19 protein-coding genes are annotated in these 19,390 nt (G+C 51.6%); 7 read left to right on the plus strand and 12 right to left on the minus strand.

Going from position 1 to position 19,390, the window contains the following annotated elements; genetic code table 11:
- Positions 1-18: 18 nt before the first annotated feature.
- From TDIS_RS11475 to TDIS_RS09070, 3 genes are read right to left on the minus strand one after another with little or no spacing between them, the layout of a single operon-like run.
- Positions 19-1,032, minus strand: coding sequence for an energy-coupling factor ABC transporter ATP-binding protein (locus tag TDIS_RS11475; protein WP_068671526.1), 1,014 nt, complete (start codon positions 1,030-1,032; stop codon positions 19-21).
- Positions 1,029-1,718: an ABC transporter permease gene (locus tag TDIS_RS09065; RefSeq protein WP_068671527.1), complete on the minus strand. Its 690-nt coding sequence runs from the start codon at positions 1,716-1,718 to the stop codon at positions 1,029-1,031. Before TDIS_RS09065 ends, TDIS_RS11475 begins: the two co-directional genes overlap by 4 nt.
- Positions 1,719-1,775: 57 nt before the next feature.
- On the minus strand, positions 1,776-2,618 hold the full coding sequence (locus TDIS_RS09070; RefSeq protein WP_068671529.1) for an ABC transporter substrate-binding protein: 843 nt from the start codon (positions 2,616-2,618) through the stop codon (positions 1,776-1,778).
- 156 nt (positions 2,619-2,774) lie between these two features.
- On the opposite strand from TDIS_RS09070, the gene TDIS_RS09075 reads away from it, so the two are divergent.
- Positions 2,775-3,635, plus strand: a complete 861-nt coding sequence (locus tag TDIS_RS09075; protein ID WP_068671531.1) for a helix-turn-helix transcriptional regulator — start codon at positions 2,775-2,777, stop codon at positions 3,633-3,635.
- A gap of 76 nt (positions 3,636-3,711) precedes the next feature.
- Here the strand turns inward: TDIS_RS09075 and cobJ are convergent, their stop codons facing one another.
- From cobJ to TDIS_RS10890, 5 genes are read right to left on the minus strand one after another with little or no spacing between them, the layout of a single operon-like run.
- Positions 3,712-5,454, minus strand: a complete 1,743-nt coding sequence (gene cobJ, locus TDIS_RS09080) for a precorrin-3B C(17)-methyltransferase (RefSeq protein WP_068671533.1) — start codon at positions 5,452-5,454, stop codon at positions 3,712-3,714.
- Positions 5,438-6,175: a precorrin-4 C(11)-methyltransferase gene (gene cobM, locus TDIS_RS09085; RefSeq protein WP_068671535.1), complete on the minus strand. Its 738-nt coding sequence runs from the start codon at positions 6,173-6,175 to the stop codon at positions 5,438-5,440. Before cobM ends, cobJ begins: the two co-directional genes overlap by 17 nt.
- Before the next feature lie 10 nt (positions 6,176-6,185).
- Positions 6,186-7,421 (minus strand): precorrin-6y C5,15-methyltransferase (decarboxylating) subunit CbiE, encoded by a 1,236-nt coding sequence (gene cbiE, locus TDIS_RS09090; protein ID WP_084271048.1) that lies wholly within the window; start codon positions 7,419-7,421, stop codon positions 6,186-6,188.
- Positions 7,411-8,514, minus strand: a complete 1,104-nt coding sequence (gene cbiD / locus TDIS_RS09095; RefSeq protein ID WP_068671537.1) for a cobalt-precorrin-5B (C(1))-methyltransferase CbiD — start codon at positions 8,512-8,514, stop codon at positions 7,411-7,413. Before cbiD ends, cbiE begins: the two co-directional genes overlap by 11 nt.
- Complete coding sequence (locus TDIS_RS10890; protein WP_161939514.1) at positions 8,495-9,307, minus strand: precorrin-8X methylmutase; 813 nt, start codon at positions 9,305-9,307, stop codon at positions 8,495-8,497. Before TDIS_RS10890 ends, cbiD begins: the two co-directional genes overlap by 20 nt.
- Before the next feature lie 72 nt (positions 9,308-9,379).
- Here TDIS_RS10890 and TDIS_RS09105 point away from each other — a divergent pair, with 72 nt between their 5' ends.
- Genes TDIS_RS09105 through TDIS_RS09120 form a run of 4 tightly spaced genes read left to right on the plus strand, consistent with a single transcriptional unit; the run spans position 9,380 to position 12,752 of the window.
- A complete protein-coding gene (locus TDIS_RS09105) occupies positions 9,380-10,399 on the plus strand; it encodes a FecCD family ABC transporter permease (protein ID WP_084271049.1) in 1,020 nt (339 codons plus the stop codon).
- Entirely contained in the window at positions 10,386-11,144 is a 759-nt protein-coding gene (locus tag TDIS_RS09110; protein ID WP_068671539.1) for an ABC transporter ATP-binding protein, read from the plus strand. Before TDIS_RS09105 ends, TDIS_RS09110 begins: the two co-directional genes overlap by 14 nt.
- A complete protein-coding gene (locus TDIS_RS09115) occupies positions 11,145-11,957 on the plus strand; it encodes an ABC transporter substrate-binding protein (RefSeq protein WP_068671541.1) in 813 nt (270 codons plus the stop codon).
- A gap of 33 nt (positions 11,958-11,990) precedes the next feature.
- On the plus strand, positions 11,991-12,752 hold the full coding sequence (locus tag TDIS_RS09120; protein WP_068671543.1) for an MBL fold metallo-hydrolase: 762 nt from the start codon (positions 11,991-11,993) through the stop codon (positions 12,750-12,752).
- Here TDIS_RS09120 and hslU read toward each other — a convergent pair.
- From hslU to TDIS_RS09140, 4 genes are read right to left on the minus strand one after another with little or no spacing between them, the layout of a single operon-like run.
- Positions 12,749-14,068 carry an ATP-dependent protease ATPase subunit HslU gene (gene hslU / locus TDIS_RS09125; protein ID WP_068671545.1) on the minus strand — a complete coding sequence of 440 codons (1,320 nt, stop codon included), beginning with the start codon at positions 14,066-14,068 and terminating at the stop codon, positions 12,749-12,751. The two genes, TDIS_RS09120 and hslU, sit on opposite strands and share 4 nt — an antisense overlap.
- Positions 14,065-14,592: an ATP-dependent protease subunit HslV gene (hslV, locus tag TDIS_RS09130; protein WP_068671547.1), complete on the minus strand. Its 528-nt coding sequence runs from the start codon at positions 14,590-14,592 to the stop codon at positions 14,065-14,067. The genes hslU and hslV overlap by 4 nt, the downstream gene beginning before the upstream one ends.
- Positions 14,593-14,598: 6 nt before the next feature.
- The gene (gene xerA / locus TDIS_RS09135; RefSeq protein ID WP_068671549.1) at positions 14,599-15,507 is read right to left on the minus strand and encodes a site-specific tyrosine recombinase/integron integrase; all 909 of its coding nucleotides are present in this window, start codon (positions 15,505-15,507) and stop codon (positions 14,599-14,601) included.
- Positions 15,500-17,335, minus strand: coding sequence for a hybrid sensor histidine kinase/response regulator (locus TDIS_RS09140; protein WP_068671551.1), 1,836 nt, complete (start codon positions 17,333-17,335; stop codon positions 15,500-15,502). The genes xerA and TDIS_RS09140 overlap by 8 nt, the downstream gene beginning before the upstream one ends.
- Before the next feature lie 57 nt (positions 17,336-17,392).
- Here TDIS_RS09140 and TDIS_RS09145 point away from each other — a divergent pair, with 57 nt between their 5' ends.
- The gene (locus tag TDIS_RS09145; protein WP_068671552.1) at positions 17,393-19,081 is read left to right on the plus strand and encodes an ABC-ATPase domain-containing protein; all 1,689 of its coding nucleotides are present in this window, start codon (positions 17,393-17,395) and stop codon (positions 19,079-19,081) included.
- A partial coding sequence (locus TDIS_RS09150; RefSeq protein ID WP_208595695.1) for a transglycosylase domain-containing protein occupies positions 19,078-19,390 on the plus strand: 313 nt, incomplete at its 3' end. The genes TDIS_RS09145 and TDIS_RS09150, both read left to right, overlap by 4 nt.

A 19,390-nucleotide genomic window follows, 5' to 3' on the forward strand; every position in this document is an offset into this window, starting at 1 on the left:
CTTATTGGCCAAACTCCGTCACAACCAAGCAGAGGCTTTTTTAGGAAAGGATAGCCATACCTTTTTGCCAGGCACAAATCCATAAGAAGAAAATTTTTCTTTTGAAAATTCGAGAGTGAAAGATACGTCCTCTAGACTAAAAGTTACAAGGATCTGCCCACTTTTTGTTTTTAGGTTTAGACGTGTAACCCAAAAAGAAAGCAGATTTTGGTCATGAACCGGCTTTGGATTACCAAAGATCTCTACCGAAGAGGAAGAAATAAGAGCGATATCCATATCTTTTGAAGGCGGCGGTTCCAGTAAAAGTCTTTGACCATCTCTAAATCTCTTTTCCCAAAAGCGACCATTTACTGTCCACGGCCCGAAGATGAGGTTTGACATCTCCGACGGCAACACATGACCTTTGATGAGGTAAAGCGTCCTATCAGCTATTTCATTAATCCAGGCCCAATCATGAGTAGCGATAATAAGACTAGTACCCCATAGGGATACGGCCTTAGTTACCGCTTCTTTTATGAGCTGAGCGCTTTTGGCATCTACACTTGCTGTCGGCTCATCTAACAAGAGTACTTCAGGTTGCAACACTAGACGACTGGCCAAGGCCACACGCTGGGCCTCCCCTCCCGAAAGGGCATACCATGGCCGATGGAGGAATTGATCGGGATCTAAGCCCACCCAGGAAAGTACTTCACATACCTTTTGGCGTAGATTCTTCTTTTTCCCCCTTATTTTGAGCCCATAGGCGATATTTTCAAAGACTGAGCGTTTAAGTAAATAAGGCTGTTGAGGCAAAAGCGTAACTTTTCGGAAGGCCTTACAAAAGGGGCCCACAGGTTCTCCCCGGAGATAAATTTGGCCTTGGGTAGGTTTTTCTACTAGAGCAAGAAGTCTTAAAAGGGTGCTTTTCCCTGCTCCATTAGGTCCTAGGAGAGCGGTGACCCCCCTATCTGAAATGGTCAAATTGTCTATTTTTAGGGCCACTTTTTCTCCATATTTGTGGATCAGATTTTTTATTTCGTAAAGCGGAATCACGATCTTTGCCTTAAATACATTAGACTAAAATTTACAACGAAAGCTATTAACAACAGGACTAGCCCTAGGGCTATACCCATGGCAAATTCGCCTTTAGAGGTTTCAAGAGCTATGGCGGTGGTGATGGTCCTGGTATGCCATTTGATGTTTCCTCCAACCATCAAGGATATGCCTACCTCAGTAAGTACTCTGCCGTAGGCGGTAACAGCCGCAGTGAGGATACCGTAACGGGCTTCCCAAATACAGGTACACAAGAGCTGGTAACGGTTGGCCCCTAGGGCAAGAAGCGTTATTCGCAACTGCCGATCGAGGCTTTCAACTGCCGTAGCTGTTAAGGCTATAACGATAGGCAAGGCCAAAATAGTCTGTCCAATGGCCACCCCAGGCAAGGTGAAAAGAAGACCATATTGTCCTAGCGGTCCTCTTTGGCTCAAAAGGGCATAAACTAAAAGCCCAATCAAAACCGTAGGAAAGGCTAAAAGGGTATTGACGATGGTTCGCAATAACTTCTTGCCTCTAAAATCCAGAAAGCCCAAAAAGAATCCCAAAGGTATTCCCAGCGCAAGACTTGCTGTCATGGCATAAGTGGAAACTTTGAGCGTTGTTAAAATAGCCGAATAGGTTTCTGCGTCCCTAGATATAAGCAACTCGAAAGCCTTGATTATCCCTTCGGTAATATATCCCATAATCTTTTAGGATAGAAAAATGAGTATAGATTATTTCTCTTGAATACTTTTTTATACTTATTTAGTTTTCGCGTTAGGGATGAAAAGTTGTTTGCCCATGAGCCTGAAGTTTGCTATGGCTTGTTGAATCTTTGGAGAAGTAATCCAATCCGAAAAGGTCCGTGCCAAGTCGTTTTTCACGTTGGGACAGTGTTCGGGATTGATTTCTATAACACTATATTGATTTCTTATTATTTTGTCTCCTTCCACCAAGATCACTAGGATGGGCTTCCCTTTCAGGGTGGCTTCGTATTTAATAAAGGTTCCCCGGTCGGTAAGGGTATAACCTCTCTTTTCTGAGGCCACGTTAAGGGTGGCCAGCATACCCTGCCCGGTCTGTATGTACCAAGGTTCTTTATCCAGTTTATTAGGATCAATTCCTGCAGTTTTCCACAAAGTCTCTTCTTTTTTGTGGGTACCAGAATGGTCTCCTCGACTCACAAAGATTGCTTTTTGGTTAGCGATTTTCCTCAACGCTTCGGTGGCGGACATACCCTTAATACCAGCAGGATCATCCGGCGGACCGACGATGATGAAGTCGTTATACATTATTTCTCGCCTGTTGATACCATATCCCGCTTTAATAAAGGCCTTTTCAGCAGAGGGAGCATGTACCATAAGTATGTCCACATCACAGTTTTGCCCCAGCTTCAAAGCTTTGCCCGTACCCACAGCGATCCATTGAAGTTCAATGCCTGTATCTTTCTTAAAGATGGGAGCTAAATAATCCAAAAGGCCTGTATTGTCCGTGCTGGTAGTGGTGGCCATGCGCAGGACCTTTTTCTCCGCTAGACCAAGATCCGCAAGAAATAAGGCTAGCAACGCCCAAAAGCATAAAAGTAGGACTTTTTTAGTATTCATGGTGTGTTTCCCTCTTTATGATACCCTTTTTGGGGTATTGCTACCAAAAGAGAGACTTTTTGTCAATTCTAGTTATTATAAGTAAGTATCTGGGCTGTTTGAGATCTTTTCCTGAACTCATTGACACCATGGGGGAGAGAGGATACACCATCTTTTATGGAAGAGCTTCTGACCACCAAAGAAGTAGCGCGCCTATTGCGGGTAAATGAAAAGAAAGTTTATCAACTTATCAAAGAAGCGGGTTTGCCCCATGTAAGGATTGCCGGTAAGTGGCTTTTTCCTAAAGAACATCTAAACCATTGGCTTCGAGAAAGGATTCAAACGGAAAAGGATTTGAGACTGGGAGGCAGTGACGATCCTCTTTTGTTGAAGTTCTTATCTTCTTTTAATCGCAAAGATCCTCTCCAAAGAACGGTTTTTTATGCGGCTATAGGGAGTCGCTTGGGACTAATGGCCCTTAAAGAAGCAAAAGTGGAAGGATGTTGCTGTCACTTGTTGGATCCTGAAACTCAAGAATACAATTTGCCTTTTTTGAAAAAGTGGTTTCAGGCCGGGACTTACGTAGTGGTAACCTTATGGCATAGAAGGCAGGGCCTTTACCTTGCCAAAGGGAATCCTCTTGGCATCAAGGATCTCAAAGATGCCGTGTCGAAGGGGGCCCGTTTTATCAACCGCAACAAAGGTTCTGGCACAAGGCATTTGTTGGATCTGATCCTAGAACAAGAAAACATTTCTTCAGAAGAAGTGGTCGGATTTCGTCAGGAAGTGAGCACTCATTTTGAAGTAGCTCTGAAGGTTTTTTTGGGAGAGGCGGACGCGGGTTTAGGTATAGAATACATGGCGCATCTTTTCGGACTAGAATTTATCCCTTTAGTGGAGGAGCGTTTCGATTTAGTGTTTTCTTCTCTGGTTTGGGAAACCGAGAAAGTAAAAAATTTTCTTTCCTTCCTTTTTTCTGCTAACTGGCATAAAGTCCCTGGATATAGTTTTAGGGATACGGGCAAGATCCTTGTTTAGCTGGCAAGGAGTAGAGGCCTCGGGGAGCGCGATTTCTCCGCTATGATTAAAAATCTCGCCGAACAGCCAGGCGAGATCAGAACCTTCGTCCCCGGTAGCCTCGAGGAGTCACCAACCAATTATGGAAAATGAAAGTCTCAGAGTTTCCGATGAAGACCGTGGTCTGCATATCTATCTCATGAAGGAGCATATCTTCCAGGGTGGTTAGAGTCAAAGTCTCTTCTTCTCGGCTTACAGCCCGAGCCAGCCCCACCGGGGTTTTGCCGGAGCGATATTCTAGAAGAATATCGCGGGCTCGGGCTAAGTGTTCCCTGCGGGAGCGACTCTTGGGATTGTAAATTACGATCACGAAATCGGCCTCGGCTGCGGCTCTAAGGCGTTTTTCGATGGTCTCCCAGGGAGTCAGGCGGTCCGAAAGGCTTATGACCGCAAAGTCGTGCATGAGAGGGGCCCCCAGACGGGCAGCACAAGCGTTCAAGGCCGAAAGCCCAGGGATAACTTCGACCTCAAAACTTCCGAAAAGGTCTTCCTCCCGCATGAGCTCGAAGACCAGGCCGGCAAGGCCGTAGATTCCGGAATCCCCTCCGCTTACCAGGGCCACGGAATAGCCCCCTTGGGCAAGCTCAAGGGCCTTTTTCACCCGGTCAACCTCTTGGGTCATCCCGGTGCCGTAAACCTGCTTTCCGGAAAGGAGGGGTTTGATGAGGGCTAGGTATCGGTGGTAGCCCACTACGTGGGTGGCCAGGCGGATAGCCCTGCGGGCCAGAGGGGTGAGTTCCTCGAGGGCCCCCGGACCGGTGCCCACGATGAAGAGCTTTCCTTTTCGTCGAAGGGCCTCAGCCACCGCCACCGTAACCTCTGGGGTTTTTTCCTTGGAAACGATGAGCCTGCTCCCCGGTCCGGCACCGAGGAGGGCTGCGGGTTCGGCCACCGCAAGCGCCCCGGTGGCGGCCCGGGCGGCCTCTGAGATTTCAAGGCCATATTCTTTCACCGCCCGGTTAAGGGCCTCGGCCGAAAACCCCAGAGCCTTGAGGTCGCGTTTCGAAAGCCAGGCAGAAAACCCCGGCTCATGTAGTTTATGGTCCAGGGTGCCCACCCCCCTTATGGCCTTTAAGGAAAGGCCGTGTTTTTCGAAGACCCTCGAGACCGCCTCTTCGATTTTTTCGGTAGGGGTTCCGCGATTGAATCCCAGGCCCAGAAAAAGGACCCTTGGCCTTGCGAAAAGCACCTTCTTCGGAACCTCAAGTTTGCGGTAGGAGACCACCAGGTCAGCCTCCTCGGGACGTTCTACCCTTTCCCAGACCTCCGGAAGGTTTACCGGGTAATCCGTAAAGGTTTTTAAACTACGGTTCCTGAGATAGCAGGCGGTAACCTCCGGTATCAGATCCTCGGGCTCAAGGATGAGGTCGTTTTCCTCGGCCCAGAGATCGAGGGCCGGAAGGCCTGAAAGATCGCTTGCGGTGGTAATCACAGACTGGGCCCCGATTAGGGCCGCGATCTCACAGGCAAGCTCGTTGGCTCCACCGAGGTGTCCGGAAAGGAGACTTATAGCGAATTTCCCGGCTTCATCCAGCACCACCACTGCAGGGTCTTCCTTCTTGCTCTTTAGTAGTTCGGCTATAGTGCGCACGACGATGCCACAGGCCATAACGAAAATAAGGCCTCGAGCCTCGGGCCAGCACTTGGCGACCTTTTCTTTGGAAAGTTTTTCTATGCTAGCTTCTGGAAAATAATCGGATAGCTTCTCACAAAGGGCCCGGCCTCGATCACTCAAATAAAACAGAAACAGGGGTTTAGACTTGTTAAGTCTTGCGGTCATAAAGTTTTGAACGGGTGCGCTGGGGGTGTTCGAGTACTTCTAAGGCCTTACCTACATAGATCAGAGCGGTTTTGCGGATGCCGGCCTCCTCTACTAAGCGGGCCAGATCTGCGAGCCGCCCCCGCACGATCCTTTCTTCCGGGAAACCCAGTTTCTCGGCCACGGCCACCGGGGTTTCCGGGGATAACCTTTGGAGTAAAGCTTCCTCAATGGTTTGGGCCCGGTGTACGCTTAAAAAGATAACTAGGGTGACGTCTTCTCTGGCGAAATAGGCCAGGTCTTCGGGACTCGGACCGGGGGTTTTACCCCCCAAACGGGTGAATATCACTGTTTGAGCCACTTCAGGGACGGTAAGCTCAAGACCGAGTCTAGCCGCCCCTAAGGAGGCCGAGCTCACCCCCGGAATGACCTCGTAAGGAATGTTAAGGTCTCTTAGTCTGGCAATCTCTTCGTTGATGGCACTGTAAAAAGCCGTATCTCCGCTATGAAGTCGGATTACAATCTGGCCTCTGGAGGTGGCCTGGGCCATGAGAGCTACGATCTCTTCGAGATCCCGGCCGTGAGAGTCGTAAAGCTCTGCCTCAAGGCCAGAGAGGAGCTCCGGATTAATCAGGCTTCCGGCATAGATAATGACTTGGGCCTTTTGCAGAAGTTTCCAGCCCTTTACGGTGATGAGTTCGGGATCACCCGGCCCGGCCCCAAGGAAGTAGACCTTAGACATGCCAAAGATTTTACCCCTTTTCCCCTACCACCACAAATACGGGGTTTTCGGCCCGCAGGTGGATATGTTCACCCAGGGGCTTAGATCGAGCCACTTGGATCTCAAGTAATTCTCGGAAAAGCCTCCGGGACTTTAGAAATTCTAAGGCCAGGCTGAGGTGATCCATAGTGGCTAGGGTCAGAACGAGGCGGCCCTTTGAAAGGTTTTCTGAGACTGCCTCTAAGATCTCGAGAAGTTTTCCCCCTGACCCTCCGATGAAGACCTGGTTCGGCTGCGGGAGTTTCTCCAGGACTTCTGGGGCCTCGCCGGAGATCACCTCCAGATTGAGAAGCCCGAAGCGTTTCCGATTTTCGTGGAGATAAGCCACCCTCTCGGGATGCCTTTCTATGGCAAAGACTCTTAATAAGGGAAGGGCTCGGGCCACTTCGCAGGCCAGTCCTCCCGCTCCGGCTCCGATATCCCAGAAGATTCCTCGTTCTGGAAGCCGGAGTTTGTGTACCACTACCGCCCGCACTTCATCCTTGGTGATAAGCCCCCGGGGATGGATGATCTCCGAGGTCTCAAGCCCGAAGCCCCTTTCCCTCCCCGGGCCATCATAAGTGAGGATCACCAGGTTAGGGTCCCGAAAGGACTCTTGGGCTATCTCAGAAAGGCGACCGCCAACGATTCTTTCTTCGGGATAACCTAACTTTTCGCACACAAATATCCTCAAGTCTTCGGATGGAACCCGTTCCTTTAAGAAAGAGACTATTTTCCGGGGATTATTTTGCGGGTCGGTGAAGACGCAGAGGCGGCCATAGAGTCGTAGAAGTCCGGGGAGATCATGAAGATCGAAAGCCCGTGTAGTGGCTCCGGCGCCATGAAGGCTTACAAAGAAAAAGTCTTCCCAGGGGATTTTCAGACGGGCGAAGGCCAGTTGGGGAAAACTCAAGGCCGGAAAGATCTGGACCCGTTCAGGGCCGAATCTTTCAACCAGGCGTTTTCCGATCCCGAAAAAGAGGGGATCCCCGCTGGCGAGGAAGGCCACCGATTGCCCCTGTTCTTCGGCCGCTTCGAGCTGAGATAGGGCCTCACCGAGCTTTCGATAGGTTTTAAGTCTAGGGTGTAGGGAAGACGGAAGTACGGCTTCTGCCAAACTGAGGATCCTTTCCGAAAGCAAGATGGTTTCGGCCCGCTCAAGGGCCTTGAGGGCGCCGGATAAAAGACCTTCTTCGGATAGACCTATGAGATAAATCTCAAAGCTCAAAGATGACCTCCCGCCGATAGTCTACTAGATAGACCTTCACCGTAAGGCCCGGAGCAAGCCTTTCGGCAAAAAGCCGGGCCAGGGTAAGCACCTGCTGAAATACGGAGACGCGGATCTTTTCCGGAAGCTCGAGGAGGACTTCGAAGATCTCTCGGGCGGTATTGAAGGGTTGCTTGTGGGCCAATTCTCTAGGGAAACCGGCCTCAAGGAGAAGGGGTAGGGCCTCTTCGGGCCTCACGGCCCCGTGTCTCACATGGGTGGTGAAACCATAGGTTTCAGAGATCCGAGGAGGATTCCTATAGGCCAGGGCACATTTCAGGAGTTTGGCCCACTGGCCCACTAAATGAACCCTCTGGAACTTTTCCCTTTGAGCGGCCTTGAGGGTAAACTCCAGGAAGTCTCCCATGAGCACATAGGCCTCTTCCGGGAAACCGTAGCGTTTCATGTGGGCGAGCTCCGAGGTTCGGCCGAAGGAGAGTACGGCTTCCGACAGGCCTACTGCCCGGGCCACCCTCAGGGAGGCCTCGATGGTGGCCAACCAAGCCTCGGAGGAAAGGGGTTTTACGATTCCGGTAGTCCCAAGTATGGATATTCCTCCCAGGATACCCAACCTGGGGTTCAAGGTCTTCTTGGCCAACTCCTCTCCATGGGGTACGGAAATGGTGATTTCAAGACTTAAAGGTTTCCCGGATAGGGCCTCCTTTACAGCTTGTTGAATCATCTTTCGGGGTACGGGATTGATGGCCGGCTCGCCTACAGGCACCGGAAGTCCGGGTTTGGTGACTACTCCAACCCCGGGGCCACCCTTTAAAACCATGCGGTTTCCGTTTTCGGAAAGGATTCTTACCGTAGCCACGATCTCGGCCCTGTTGGTGATGTCCGGGTCGTCTCCAGCGTCTTTGATGACCGAGGCGGTGGCGGAATCTCCTTCAATCTCAAGCCGATGGATCGGAAGCCGGTGGCGGCTTTCGTCGGGAAGGGTAACCTCCACCTCCCGGACTTCTTTTCCCATGATGAGAAGAGTAGCGGCTTTGGCTGCCGCCGCGGCACAGGTGCCGGTGGTGTAACCCGTTCTAAGCCGACGTCTGGCCATCGCTCAGGCGAAGGAGGGCGTTTATCACCGCTGCGGCCGCCGCCGAACCTCCGCGGGGGCCGAGGTTGGTGAAATATGGGTAAGGTTGCAAGCTTAGAAGGAGTTTGGCCTCCGCGGCTTTAACGAAACCTACCGGAAGACCGATGACCAGGATTTTTCGAGGATTCTCCCTTAGATGCCTAATGGTGGCTAAAAGGGCCGTGGGGGCGTTACCGATGGCTACGATACCTACCTTGGGATTTTCGGAAAGGACCTTTTCGATAGCGGCTTCAGTGCGGGTCTTACCGGAAGGGGGTTCAGAAATCTCTGAAAGCCCGCAGAGGACCCTTCCGCCCCAACGAGTTAGCCGTCTTTCATTGATAGCACTTCTGAGCATCTCTACATCGGTTAAGATGTCATAACCTGAATGGATGAGCTCAATTCCAGTTTCAACCGCCTGAGGATGTATGAGAAGGGTTTGCGGAAACGTCAGGTCTCCGGTGGCATGGATCAAACGCAGAATGATGGGCCGAAGCTCCGGGGGATAGGAGGCAAGATCTACAAGAGAAGAGATGATCTCAAAGCTCGTCTCCTCGATCTTTTGCGGTTCGTTGGCCTCGGAAAGGAGGGCCAGAGTTTCGACCGTGACTTTTGGGGCGTCTTCGTTCGCCCAGATGAATTCTACCTCATGGAAGCGGGAAGCCAGCCTTCGGAGGATGGCCAAAAGGTCCTTTGGCAGGGCATGGACGATTAGGCGTCGCAGACCTTCTTCCTTAGCCCGGGAAAGTCTTCCCGGAAATTCCTCGGGGGTCAAGACCTCGAAGGCGCCCTTTAGGGGAAGGAAAAATCCCTTTATACTGGGCTCAACCACTAAAAAGAATCGAGTTTGCATGGAAGCAAGTTTAATGCGTATGCCTTTCAGGGACAACTTGGGATTATGCGTCGGGAAACTCTGATCGTAGGTACTCTCGTGGTGGTTTTTTTTCTGTCTCTGGTTCTGGCCATCAGGTATGGGGCGGTGGCTATAGATTTTGCTCATCTTGATAAGATAGAGAAGAACATTCTTTTTCAGGTGCGTATTCCTCGAGTGGCGCTTGCGGCTTTGGTAGGAGCAGCCCTTTCTCTCTCGGGGCTTCTTTTTCAGTATGTGATGCAAAACCCCCTGGCAGACGCCTTTACCACCGGGGCCGCGGCCTCTTCCGCCCTGGGGGCAGTAGCCGCCCTGGTCCTTGGTGCCGAGGCCCTAGTACTTCCTTCCGGGCTTTGTGGGGCCATGGTGGGGTTGTTTACGGTCTTTCGAGTGGCCTCTTTTCGGGGAAGGCTCCTTCCGGTAACTATGTTGCTTGCCGGAATAGTAGTAAGCACCTTTGCCTCCGCGGCTATAAGTCTTCTCAAGTTCCTCCACGAGGATTCTGTGGCCTCCATCGTTTTCTGGCTCATGGGGGGATTCCAAAATGCATCTTACGGACGGGTGGGTTTGCTGGTCCTAGTGATTGGAGGAACGTTGATCTTTCTTTGGAAACGTCGGTTGGCTTTGGACCTTGCGGCCTTTGACGATGCCACCGCGGTCTCAAGTGGTCTTTCCATTGACCGTTTGCGGCGGGAACTCCTTTTTCTGGGGGCCCTTCTTACCTCTGTAAGCGTGGCTTTTTCTGGGATTATAGGTTTCGTAGGGCTGATCGTACCGCACATCCTTAGGCTCTGTGGCTTCTATAGGGCCGAACACCTTATTGCCCTAAGCCTCCTTTTCGGCTCTACTTTTATGCTACTCGCCGATCTAGCTGCCAGGAGCATTCTGCCCGGAGGGGAGGAACTTCCGGTGGGCGTGCTCACCTCTTCCCTAGGGGGGCTCTTTTTCCTCTATCTGTTGATCCATCGCAAGAGGCAACTTTATGAAATGGATTGAACTTCAGAATTTTGAGGTTCGACTGGCGTCCTTCGATCTCAAAGTTCCAGAACTGGCTCTTTGTCCGGGAAATCTGGTAGCCATCCTTGGGCCCAACGGTAGCGGAAAGTCTACCTTTCTTTCGGCTTTGGCAGGTTTGAGGCCTTATAAAGGTCGATACCTTTTCTTAGGTAAAGACTTTGAGGCCTATTCCGAGTCCGAGAGATATCGTTTTCTTTCCTATCTCCCCCAGGCTGGAAGGGTAGGGCTGCCCTTTGAGGTTTTTTACGTGGTGCTAACCGGCCGTTATCCTCTGGTGGGTGGAAATCGTTACTCCGAGAAAGACCATCTTGAGACCGAAAAGATACTCCGTGTTATGGATCTCTGGGACCTGAGACATCGGACATTTAACGAACTTTCAGGAGGAGAAAGACAGCGGGTACTTTTAGCCCGGGCTTTAAATCGACAGGCGCAGATACTTTTCCTTGATGAACCCTTCAATGGTGTGGACCTCCGGCACCAGCACGCCATCTTGAAGTTTCTGAGAGAATATGTCCGTGGAGACCAGGCCCTTGCGCTGGTGGTGCTTCACGATCTTTCGCTTGCGGCTAGATACTTCGATTACTTCTTGCTTTTCAAGGAAGGACTACTATTGCATCAGGCTAAACGTTCGCAGCTTGATCCCGCCCTCCTTTCGGAAGTCCTGGAGGTCAGGGTAGACTTTTTCCGGAAGGGGGACGAAATTTTAGTCTCAACAGGGGTCTAAATGAGCACACATCGAGTCTTAACCGGATTCTTGCTAGCACTGGGTTTCGTTCTGGTCCTTGTCCATTCAGTTTGGGCTAGGCGGATAGTGATCCTCTATGCGGCTGCTAGTCCCATTGTTAAGGCCCTCGGGGTTCCCGAGGATGAAGTAGTGGGGGTTACGCGTACGGATCAGGTGTTTCCTCGGGCAACAAAGGTGGGATCTCACTTAAGGCCCAACCTGGAACTCATCCGGGCCCTTTCACCGGATCTCGTGATTGTAGGTTCCAAAAAGGCCTTTCCCGATTCGGCGGCTGAAAGACTTAAGGCCGCGATCTTTCGATACGATCCGAGGACACTTAAGGAGATTCTCGAAGCCATAGAGGCCTTGGGAAGGGTCCTCGGGCGGGAGGAGGCCGCCCGAAACCTAGTTGTCGAGCTCAAGGCCGAGCTTGCGGCCCTCAAACCCCTCCCTCGGCGGCCGAACGTAATCTATGAGGTAAGTTCATTGCCCCTCAAAGTGGCCGGACGCCGTAGCATCGTGAACGACATTATACGGGTGGCAGGCGGACGTAACCTGGTGACTGCAGAAAAAAAACACGTGTTGCTCTCTCCGGAGGCGGTGCTGGCCCTTAACCCAGATTTTTATCTCTACCAGGTAGGACCCATGAATCGAAACCCTGTGTCTCCTAAAAAACGTCCCTATTTCAAGGGTCTTGAGAGCAGGGTTATCCGGGTGGATGAACACGAGTTTGCTCGGCCGGGGCTAAACGCCTTTTCTGCGGCGGTCAAGCTAAACCGAATCTTCTTTGAAACCCTGAATCAGCGACCTTAACTTTTTGAAGAGATCGGTTCGGGAGGTTGGCTGGTGGCTATCATTAAATTCCTTGGCACCGCAGGCGCCCGCTACGTGGTGGCCCGGCAGCTTCGGGCTTCGGGTGGGGTCTACATCGAGGCCGAGGGCACCCGCCTCGTGCTCGACCCTGGCCCCGGGACCCTGGTCTACATGGCCAGGGAAAAGTTGCGGGTGGAAAAGCTTTCCGGGATTATTGTCACCCATGTCCATCTCGACCACTCCGCGGATCTCAACATCTTGGTGGATGCCATAACAGAAGGCGGGCTTAAGAAACGAGGGACGGTCTTTATCCCCAGAGAAGGGCTTTATGGAGAAAACGCCGTACTTCTCCCTTATCTCAGGCCTTATCTCCAAAGAATCGAGATTCTTGGAGCTCAAAAGGAATTTAGGCTGGGAGAAATTGCGTTTCGGACCTCTGTACGGCACCACCATCCGGTTGAGACCTACGGTATCGTGATGGAAGTTTCGGGGAAGCGGGTGGGCTTCGTGGTGGACACCCTTTATTTCAAGGGGCTTCTTGAGAGCTATCAGGGCTGTGACCTCTTAATCTTCAATGTGGTGCGCTTCAAGCCCCATCCCTCACCCCAAGTCCAGCACCTTTCGGTGGCCAATGTAAAGGAGATGGTTGAGATCTTGAGACCCGAAAGGGCCGTGCTTACCCATTTCGGGATGACCATGATCCGGGCCAATCCCAAACAGGTGGCCCAGAAACTCACGAAAGAGACTGGTATCCCGGTCATTGCGGCTTACGATGGCTTTGAAATAGAGCTTTAAAGGATAAACCGCGAAAGATCGAGGTCCGAAGCGATATCCGAGAGCCTCTCTCGCACGTAATCCCCGTTTATAACCACTTTGGTGGGGGCGATATCCGGGGCCGAAAAGGAGATCTCTTCCAGGAGCTTTTCCATCACGGTGTAGAGCCTGCGGGCCCCGATGTTTTCCGTGCGCTCATTGACCTCAAAGGCTATGCGTGCGATTTCCTCAATGCCATCCGAGGTGAATTCCAGCTCTACCCCTTCGGTGGCCAAAAGGGCCTGATACTGTTTCACCAGCGCGTTTTCAGGTTCGGTGAGGATGCGTACAAAGTCCTTCTGGGTCAGGGGATCGAGTTCCACCCGGATGGGGAAGCGCCCCTGAAGCTCCGGTATGAGATCCGAGGGCTTGGCCACGTGAAAGGCCCCGCTAGCGATAAAGAGGATGTGGTCTGTACGGACCATACCGTAACGGGTGTTCACCGTGGTGCCTTCCACGATGGGAAGGAGGTCCCGCTGAACGCCTTCCCGGGATACATCTGGTCCGTGACCCTCGCCGCGGCTTGCGATCTTGTCAATCTCGTCGATGAAAATGATGCCACTGGTTTCCGTGCGGCGAATGGCCTCCCGGGTGACCTTTTCCATATCAATGAGTTTTTCGGCCTCGGTCTTGGTGAGGATTTCGAGGGCCTCTTTAACTTTGACCCGCCGTCTTTTCTGTTTGCGGGGAAAGAGAGAGGACATCATGTCCCGGAGTTGCTGTTCGATTTCCTCGAGCCCTGAGGCCGCAAAGACCTCCACCATGGGCATGGAGGGTCGGTCCTCAATATCCAGCTCTACATACCGGTCATCGAGTTTTCCATCCCGAAGCATCTGGCGAAATTTTTCCCGGGTCTCGGTGTCGCCCCCGGGACGATGAGGGGTAGGAGGAAGAAGGAAATCCAGCACCCGGTCCTCGGCAAGCTTCCGGGCACGTTCCTTGACCCGTTCCTGTTCCTCGGCTTTGACCATCTGGACCGCTATGTGGGTGAGGTCCCGGATCATAGATTCCACATCTCGACCTACGTAACCCACCTCCGTAAATTTGGTGGCTTCCACCTTTAGGAAGGGCGACCCCGAGAGCCGGGCCAGGCGCCTGGCTATCTCGGTTTTACCCACCCCGGTAGGCCCCATCATGATAATGTTTTTGGGATAGATCTCGTCCCGAAGGGGTGGGGGCACCTGTTGTCTGCGCCAGCGGTTTCGAAGGGCAATGGCCACCGCTTTTTTGGCGGCTTCCTGGCCTACGATGTATTTATCTAGTTCGGCTACGATCTCTCGAGGTGTAAGCGGCTTCATAGTTCCTCGATGGTTAAGTTTTGATTGGTATAGACACAGATCTCTCCGGCGATTTTAAGGGCCTCTTCCGCTATCTTGCGGGCGGGAAGATCGGTGTGGCGTATAAGGGCCCGGGCCGCCGCCAGAGCCATCGGCCCCCCGGAACCGATGGCCATGACCGCCTCATCTGGCTCGATCACATCTCCAGAACCAGAGATGAGGAGGGTAGTTTTCCGGTCGCAGGCGATGAGAAGGGCCTCAAGCCGGCGCAGGAGCTTGTCCGTGCGCCAGTCTTTGGCCAGCTCTACCGCGGCCCTTACCAGATGACCGCTATAAAGCTCCAGCTTTTTCTCTAGACGTTCGAAAAGGGTTAAGGCGTCTGCGGTTGAGCCTGCGAAACCGGCTAGTACCTGCCCCTTGTAAAGTTTACGAACCTTACGGGCCTTGTGTTTGATGACCGTTTCGCCCAGGGTTACTTGGCCATCAGCTCCAAGGACTACTTGATTATCCCTTCTTACCGCCAGAACCGTGGTGCCTTTGAACATATGGCTCTAATCCTTATCACATTCAGGTTTTTTAGCAAGGGCCCGAGGATGGGCAGTGTCGTAAACCCGGGCCAAGTGTCCGAAATCGAGATGGGTGTAACGTTCGGTGGTGGCCAGTCGGCTGTGGCCTAACATTTCCTGGATACTTCGGAGATCCGCCCCGGACTCAAGCAGATGAGTCGCAAAGGAATGCCTAAGGACATGGGGATGGACACCGGAAAGGCCGACCTTTAGGGCATACTTCTGGACGATGCGCTGGAGGCTACGGGTGGAAAGAGGCCCGCCGAATCGGTTCAGTAAGAGATAATCCGAGCTTCGGCCAAGACGCTGAAGGAACTTTTCTCTTTCGGGAAGATACTTAGAAATAGCCTCTTTCGCTTTGCGTCCCAAGGGGACTAGGCGCTCCTTCCGGCCCTTGCCCCGAACCCTGAGGAGTCGAACTTGGAGATTGATGTCCGGAAGCCTTAAACCGCAGAGCTCAGAGGCCCTAAGACCCGCTCCATACAGGAGTTCTAGGGCTACTCGATCACGCAGAGAAATAAAATGGTCTTCGAGTGGACTCTCTATCAAACCCACGGCCTCATCCACCGTAAGTACTCGGGGAAGTTCCTTGGATAACTTGGGACTGGCCAGGGCCAGGAGACGGGTGTCCACAGGGCCTTTGTGTTTCATGAGATATCGGTAGAGACTTTTGATGGCCGAGAGCTTGCGGGCTACTGTCCGAGGAGAGACCGTTTTTCGGAGAGTTACTATAAAAGCCCGGAGATCCGAAAGCTCGACTTCGGTAATAGGTTTGTTTCCCAAAAACTTGAGGAAGTCTTCCAGATCTCTCCGGTAGGCCCGCAAGGTGTGAGGGGAGAAGTTCTTTTCGTTTGAAAGATAGCGCAGAAATTCCTCGATGAGTTCTCTATTCAACGGTGAGGACCTCTTTCAAGGTCTTGGCGAGTTCTTCCAGAGAGAAAGGTTTGGAGAGATGATAGTACCTTTCCTCAGGTAGATTTTGGCGCACAAAGTCCTCGCCATAACCTGAAACTACAATGAGCTTGAGATCCGGAAATTTGTTTCGAAGTTCCCGAATGAAGTTAACGGTATTTCCACTTTTCATTTGGATGTCAATGAGGAGGACTTCGGGTTTGAGACCATGGGTAATAAGTTCCCTGGCTTCCTGAAATCCGGCCGCAAGATAAGGACGATAACCCAGGTGCTGCATCATTTCTTTAATGGTCTCGAGGAGGACTACCTCTTCTTCTACCACCAAAATGTTGAGAAAAGAGGGGGGCAGGGCCGTTTCTGGTTTGGAAGGTTTTTGGGGAAGATAGATTCGAAAGGTCGTGCCTTTACCGAGGGTAGAATAGGCGGCAATATGGCCTTTGTATTGTTTGACCAAAGAATAGACCGTGGCCAAGCCAAGGCCGGTGCCGGAATCCTTAGTGGTGAAATAGGGCTCGAAGATATGGGGCAGGACCTCTTTGGATATACCCGGACCGTTGTCTTCGAAGGTAAGAAGGAGATAGGGGCCGGCTAGAAGGCCTAGTATTTGGGCCGTTCCTTCTGAAAGGATAACCTCTTCCAGTTTAATGCTTACTTTGCCCCCTTCGGACATGGCCTCTCTGGAATTGGAGATCAAGTTGAAAAGTATCTGCTGAATATGGAGGGGATTTATCTCGGTAAAAAGCCCCTTTTGGGGGGCCTCAATTTCGAGTTGGATATTGGATCCTAATAGTCGAGAGAAGGTTTCTTTATGGCTATGGAGAAATTGGGCCAGATCAATGGTCTGGGGTGTGCCCGGAGACTTGCGGGCAAAAGAGAGGAGATCCTGGCTCATGTTACGCCAGCGTTCGATGAGCCCTTCCATCTTTTCGAGATAATCTTTTACTTTTTCGGGGTCAGTGAGCTTAAGTTTGGCCACGCCAAGGTAGCCTTGAAGGGCCATGAAAAGGTTGTTCAATTCGTGGAGAATAACTCCGGTAAACCGCCCAAGACTTTCCATTTTTTGGGCCTGAAGATACTGCTCGAAAAACTGTTTTTGGTTCGTTATATCTATAGCCAAACCTACAATGGTAGGCTTGCCTTCGGGATCGTCTACTCGCATGCAATTCCAAAGGAGATAGCGTTTATCGCCCTTACGAGATCTTATCGGGAGTTCGACGCCCTTTTGGAAAATCCCGCAATGGACCTCTTCACAATGCTTACGCCAGAGGTTTTGGTCTTCTTCCGGCACGAAGAGTTCAAAAATATTTTTGGCCAAAGCCTCTCCCCGCGGAATGCCAGTAATCTCTTCGAAAGCGCGATTTACAAATGTAAGCTTGCCTTCCTGATTGAATATGATAAGGGCGGGATTTCTCTCCAAGATTTCTTGAAAAAATCGAACTTGTTTTTCTAATTTGTGTTCAAGTCTCTTTTTTTCGGTGATGTTTATGATTACCGAAAGGTAGATCCATTCTTCCCCAACTTTGAAAGGAATGCTCCTTACTTCATACCAACATTGGTCCTTGGGGCTTTTTACTTCCCAGACAATGGTCTTTTTATCCCTTAAGACCTCTTCTTTTTTGCACCAAGGGCATACTTTCTCTAGGCCATGAAAGACCTGGTAACACATTTTTCCTACCGGGTCTTCTCCGCAGCGTTGCTTTAAAGGTTCGTTGGCATAAAGAACTCGGAAATCTTGGGATATAACCGAGATCATTCCCGGAAAAAGGTTTAAAATAGCCTCATAAAAGGGCAAACTTCTTTCGCAAGGCATGTTAAATCACCTTCTTTATGGTATTAAAACAAAGACTAACGGAGGTATCAAGCAGCCATGGATCGCCTGAAGGCCCTCCTTTTTCGCATAGACGGTAGAGGTTATGGGGCCTATAAGGAACTCAAGGGGACTTATCGTTTCCCGGGTTTTACCCTTTTTATTGATAGGGTGCAGGCCGATCCCTTTGCTCCTCCGAGCCGGGTAAGGGTGAAAGTGCCGGCTTCGGAAGCAAAACTTCCGCCCTCAAGTTATGCCAATACCAGTCGGCGTTTGGGCCTTGAAAACTATCTTGCCGATCGCTTGCAACGATTTGCCCGTCGATTTGCTGAACGACGCGGTTCCGGAAAAAGCGGTCTCATTGTGGTTCACGGGCCGGGGCAAGAACTTATGCCTCGCACGGCGGTCTCTGTGGACGAGGAAGGCAATGTGGAGGCCAGATTCTTTGTGGGGTTGCCAGCCGCCGGGAGGAGGGTGTTGGCCAGTGAAGCCTGGGATATGCTAGGCAAACAGCTACCTCGGCTCGTCTCCGAAGCCCTCTTTTATCGTCATTTGGACCAGAACGAACTGTGGAGTTTTGTAGAAACTTACGAAGACGCCGATTTCCTGCGAAATCAATTGGCGAGACTCAAGCTCGTGGCCTTCGTAGCCGAGGGGGCCATCCTTCCACGGGCCTCCGGAGTTGATCCTCGTCCAGCCAAAGAGGCTGTACCCTTTGAGCCCCCTCCCGAGCTCGCCGTGGAGATCGAACTTCCCAACCGGGGAAGGGTGCGCGGCCTAGGCATTCCGGAAGGGATAACCCTTATTGTTGGCGGCGGGTTTCACGGAAAATCTACCCTCCTTCGGGCCCTTGAACTCGGGATTTATAACCACCGCCCCGGCGATGGCCGAGAGCTGGTGGTAAGTCGGTACGAGACCGTAAAGATCCGTGCTGAGGACGGCCGATCGGTCTCTGGCGTAGATATTTCTCCCTTTATAAACCATCTTCCATTCGGAAGATCCACTACAAACTTCGAGACCCCCTGCGCTTCGGGATCAACCAGCCAGGCGGCCAACATCATGGAAGCCCTAGAGGTGGGGGCCAGGGTGCTTCTCCTTGACGAGGACACCTCGGCCACCAACTTTATGATCCGGGACGCCCGCATGCAAGCTTTGATTGCCAAGGAAAAGGAACCCATAACCCCTTTCCTTGACCGTGTACGAGAACTTTATGAACTCTTCGGGGTTTCTACCGTGCTTGTCATGGGGGGAAGCGGCGATTATCTTGAAGTGGCGGACACCGTCATTGCCATGGATCACTTCCGGCCGCTAGAGGTCACCTCGCGGGCCCGGGAGATCGTAAAGGCTTTGCCCTCTCGCCGACGTCCGGAGCGCCCGGGGCCCTTTGAAAGAATTCCTGCCAGGCGAGTACTATCTGATAACCTTCCGTTAAAAGGTATCAAGCTCAAAGTCTTAGGGCTTGAGGCTCTGAGTCTTAACCGGGAGAAGATCGATCTTTCAGCGATAGAACAACTGGTCTGTCCAGATCAGGTAAGAACTCTTGGGCTTGCTCTGCTCAAGGTGAGAGAAAAGCTTTATGCGGGTAAACTTCTATACGAGGCTGTCCTGGAAGTGGAGGACGAGATAAAGAGCCGAGGGCTCCTGGGACTTTCGGAGGAGGCGCGAGGAGATTTAGCCTTTGTGAGACGTTTTGAGGTCGCGGCGGCTCTCAATCGCCTGCGGACCCTTAAGGCCCGTCCTGAAAGATGAGGCTTACCTATTATCATATCTCTATACTTTTTCTTCTTTCAGCCTTTGCGGCTTTAGTGATCATCTTTTCCGGAGTCTATTTTTATCTGCGCCTTGAACTTCCTGATATTTCAAGCCTCAAGCACTACCGTCCTCCGGCGGTAACTACGGTTTATGATAGAAACGGAACTCCTATTGCCTATTGGTATCTCGAACGTCGTTTTCCTGTGCCTCTAAAGAAAATGCCACCTTATCTCATTCAGGCCTTCGTGTCTGCAGAAGACGCTCGCTTCTATGAACACGAGGGCATAGATTTCATAAGTATTTTAA

Origin of the sequence: Thermosulfurimonas dismutans, assembly GCF_001652585.1 — a bacterium.
Taxonomy (GTDB): domain Bacteria; phylum Desulfobacterota; class Thermodesulfobacteria; order Thermodesulfobacteriales; family Thermodesulfobacteriaceae; genus Thermosulfurimonas; species Thermosulfurimonas dismutans.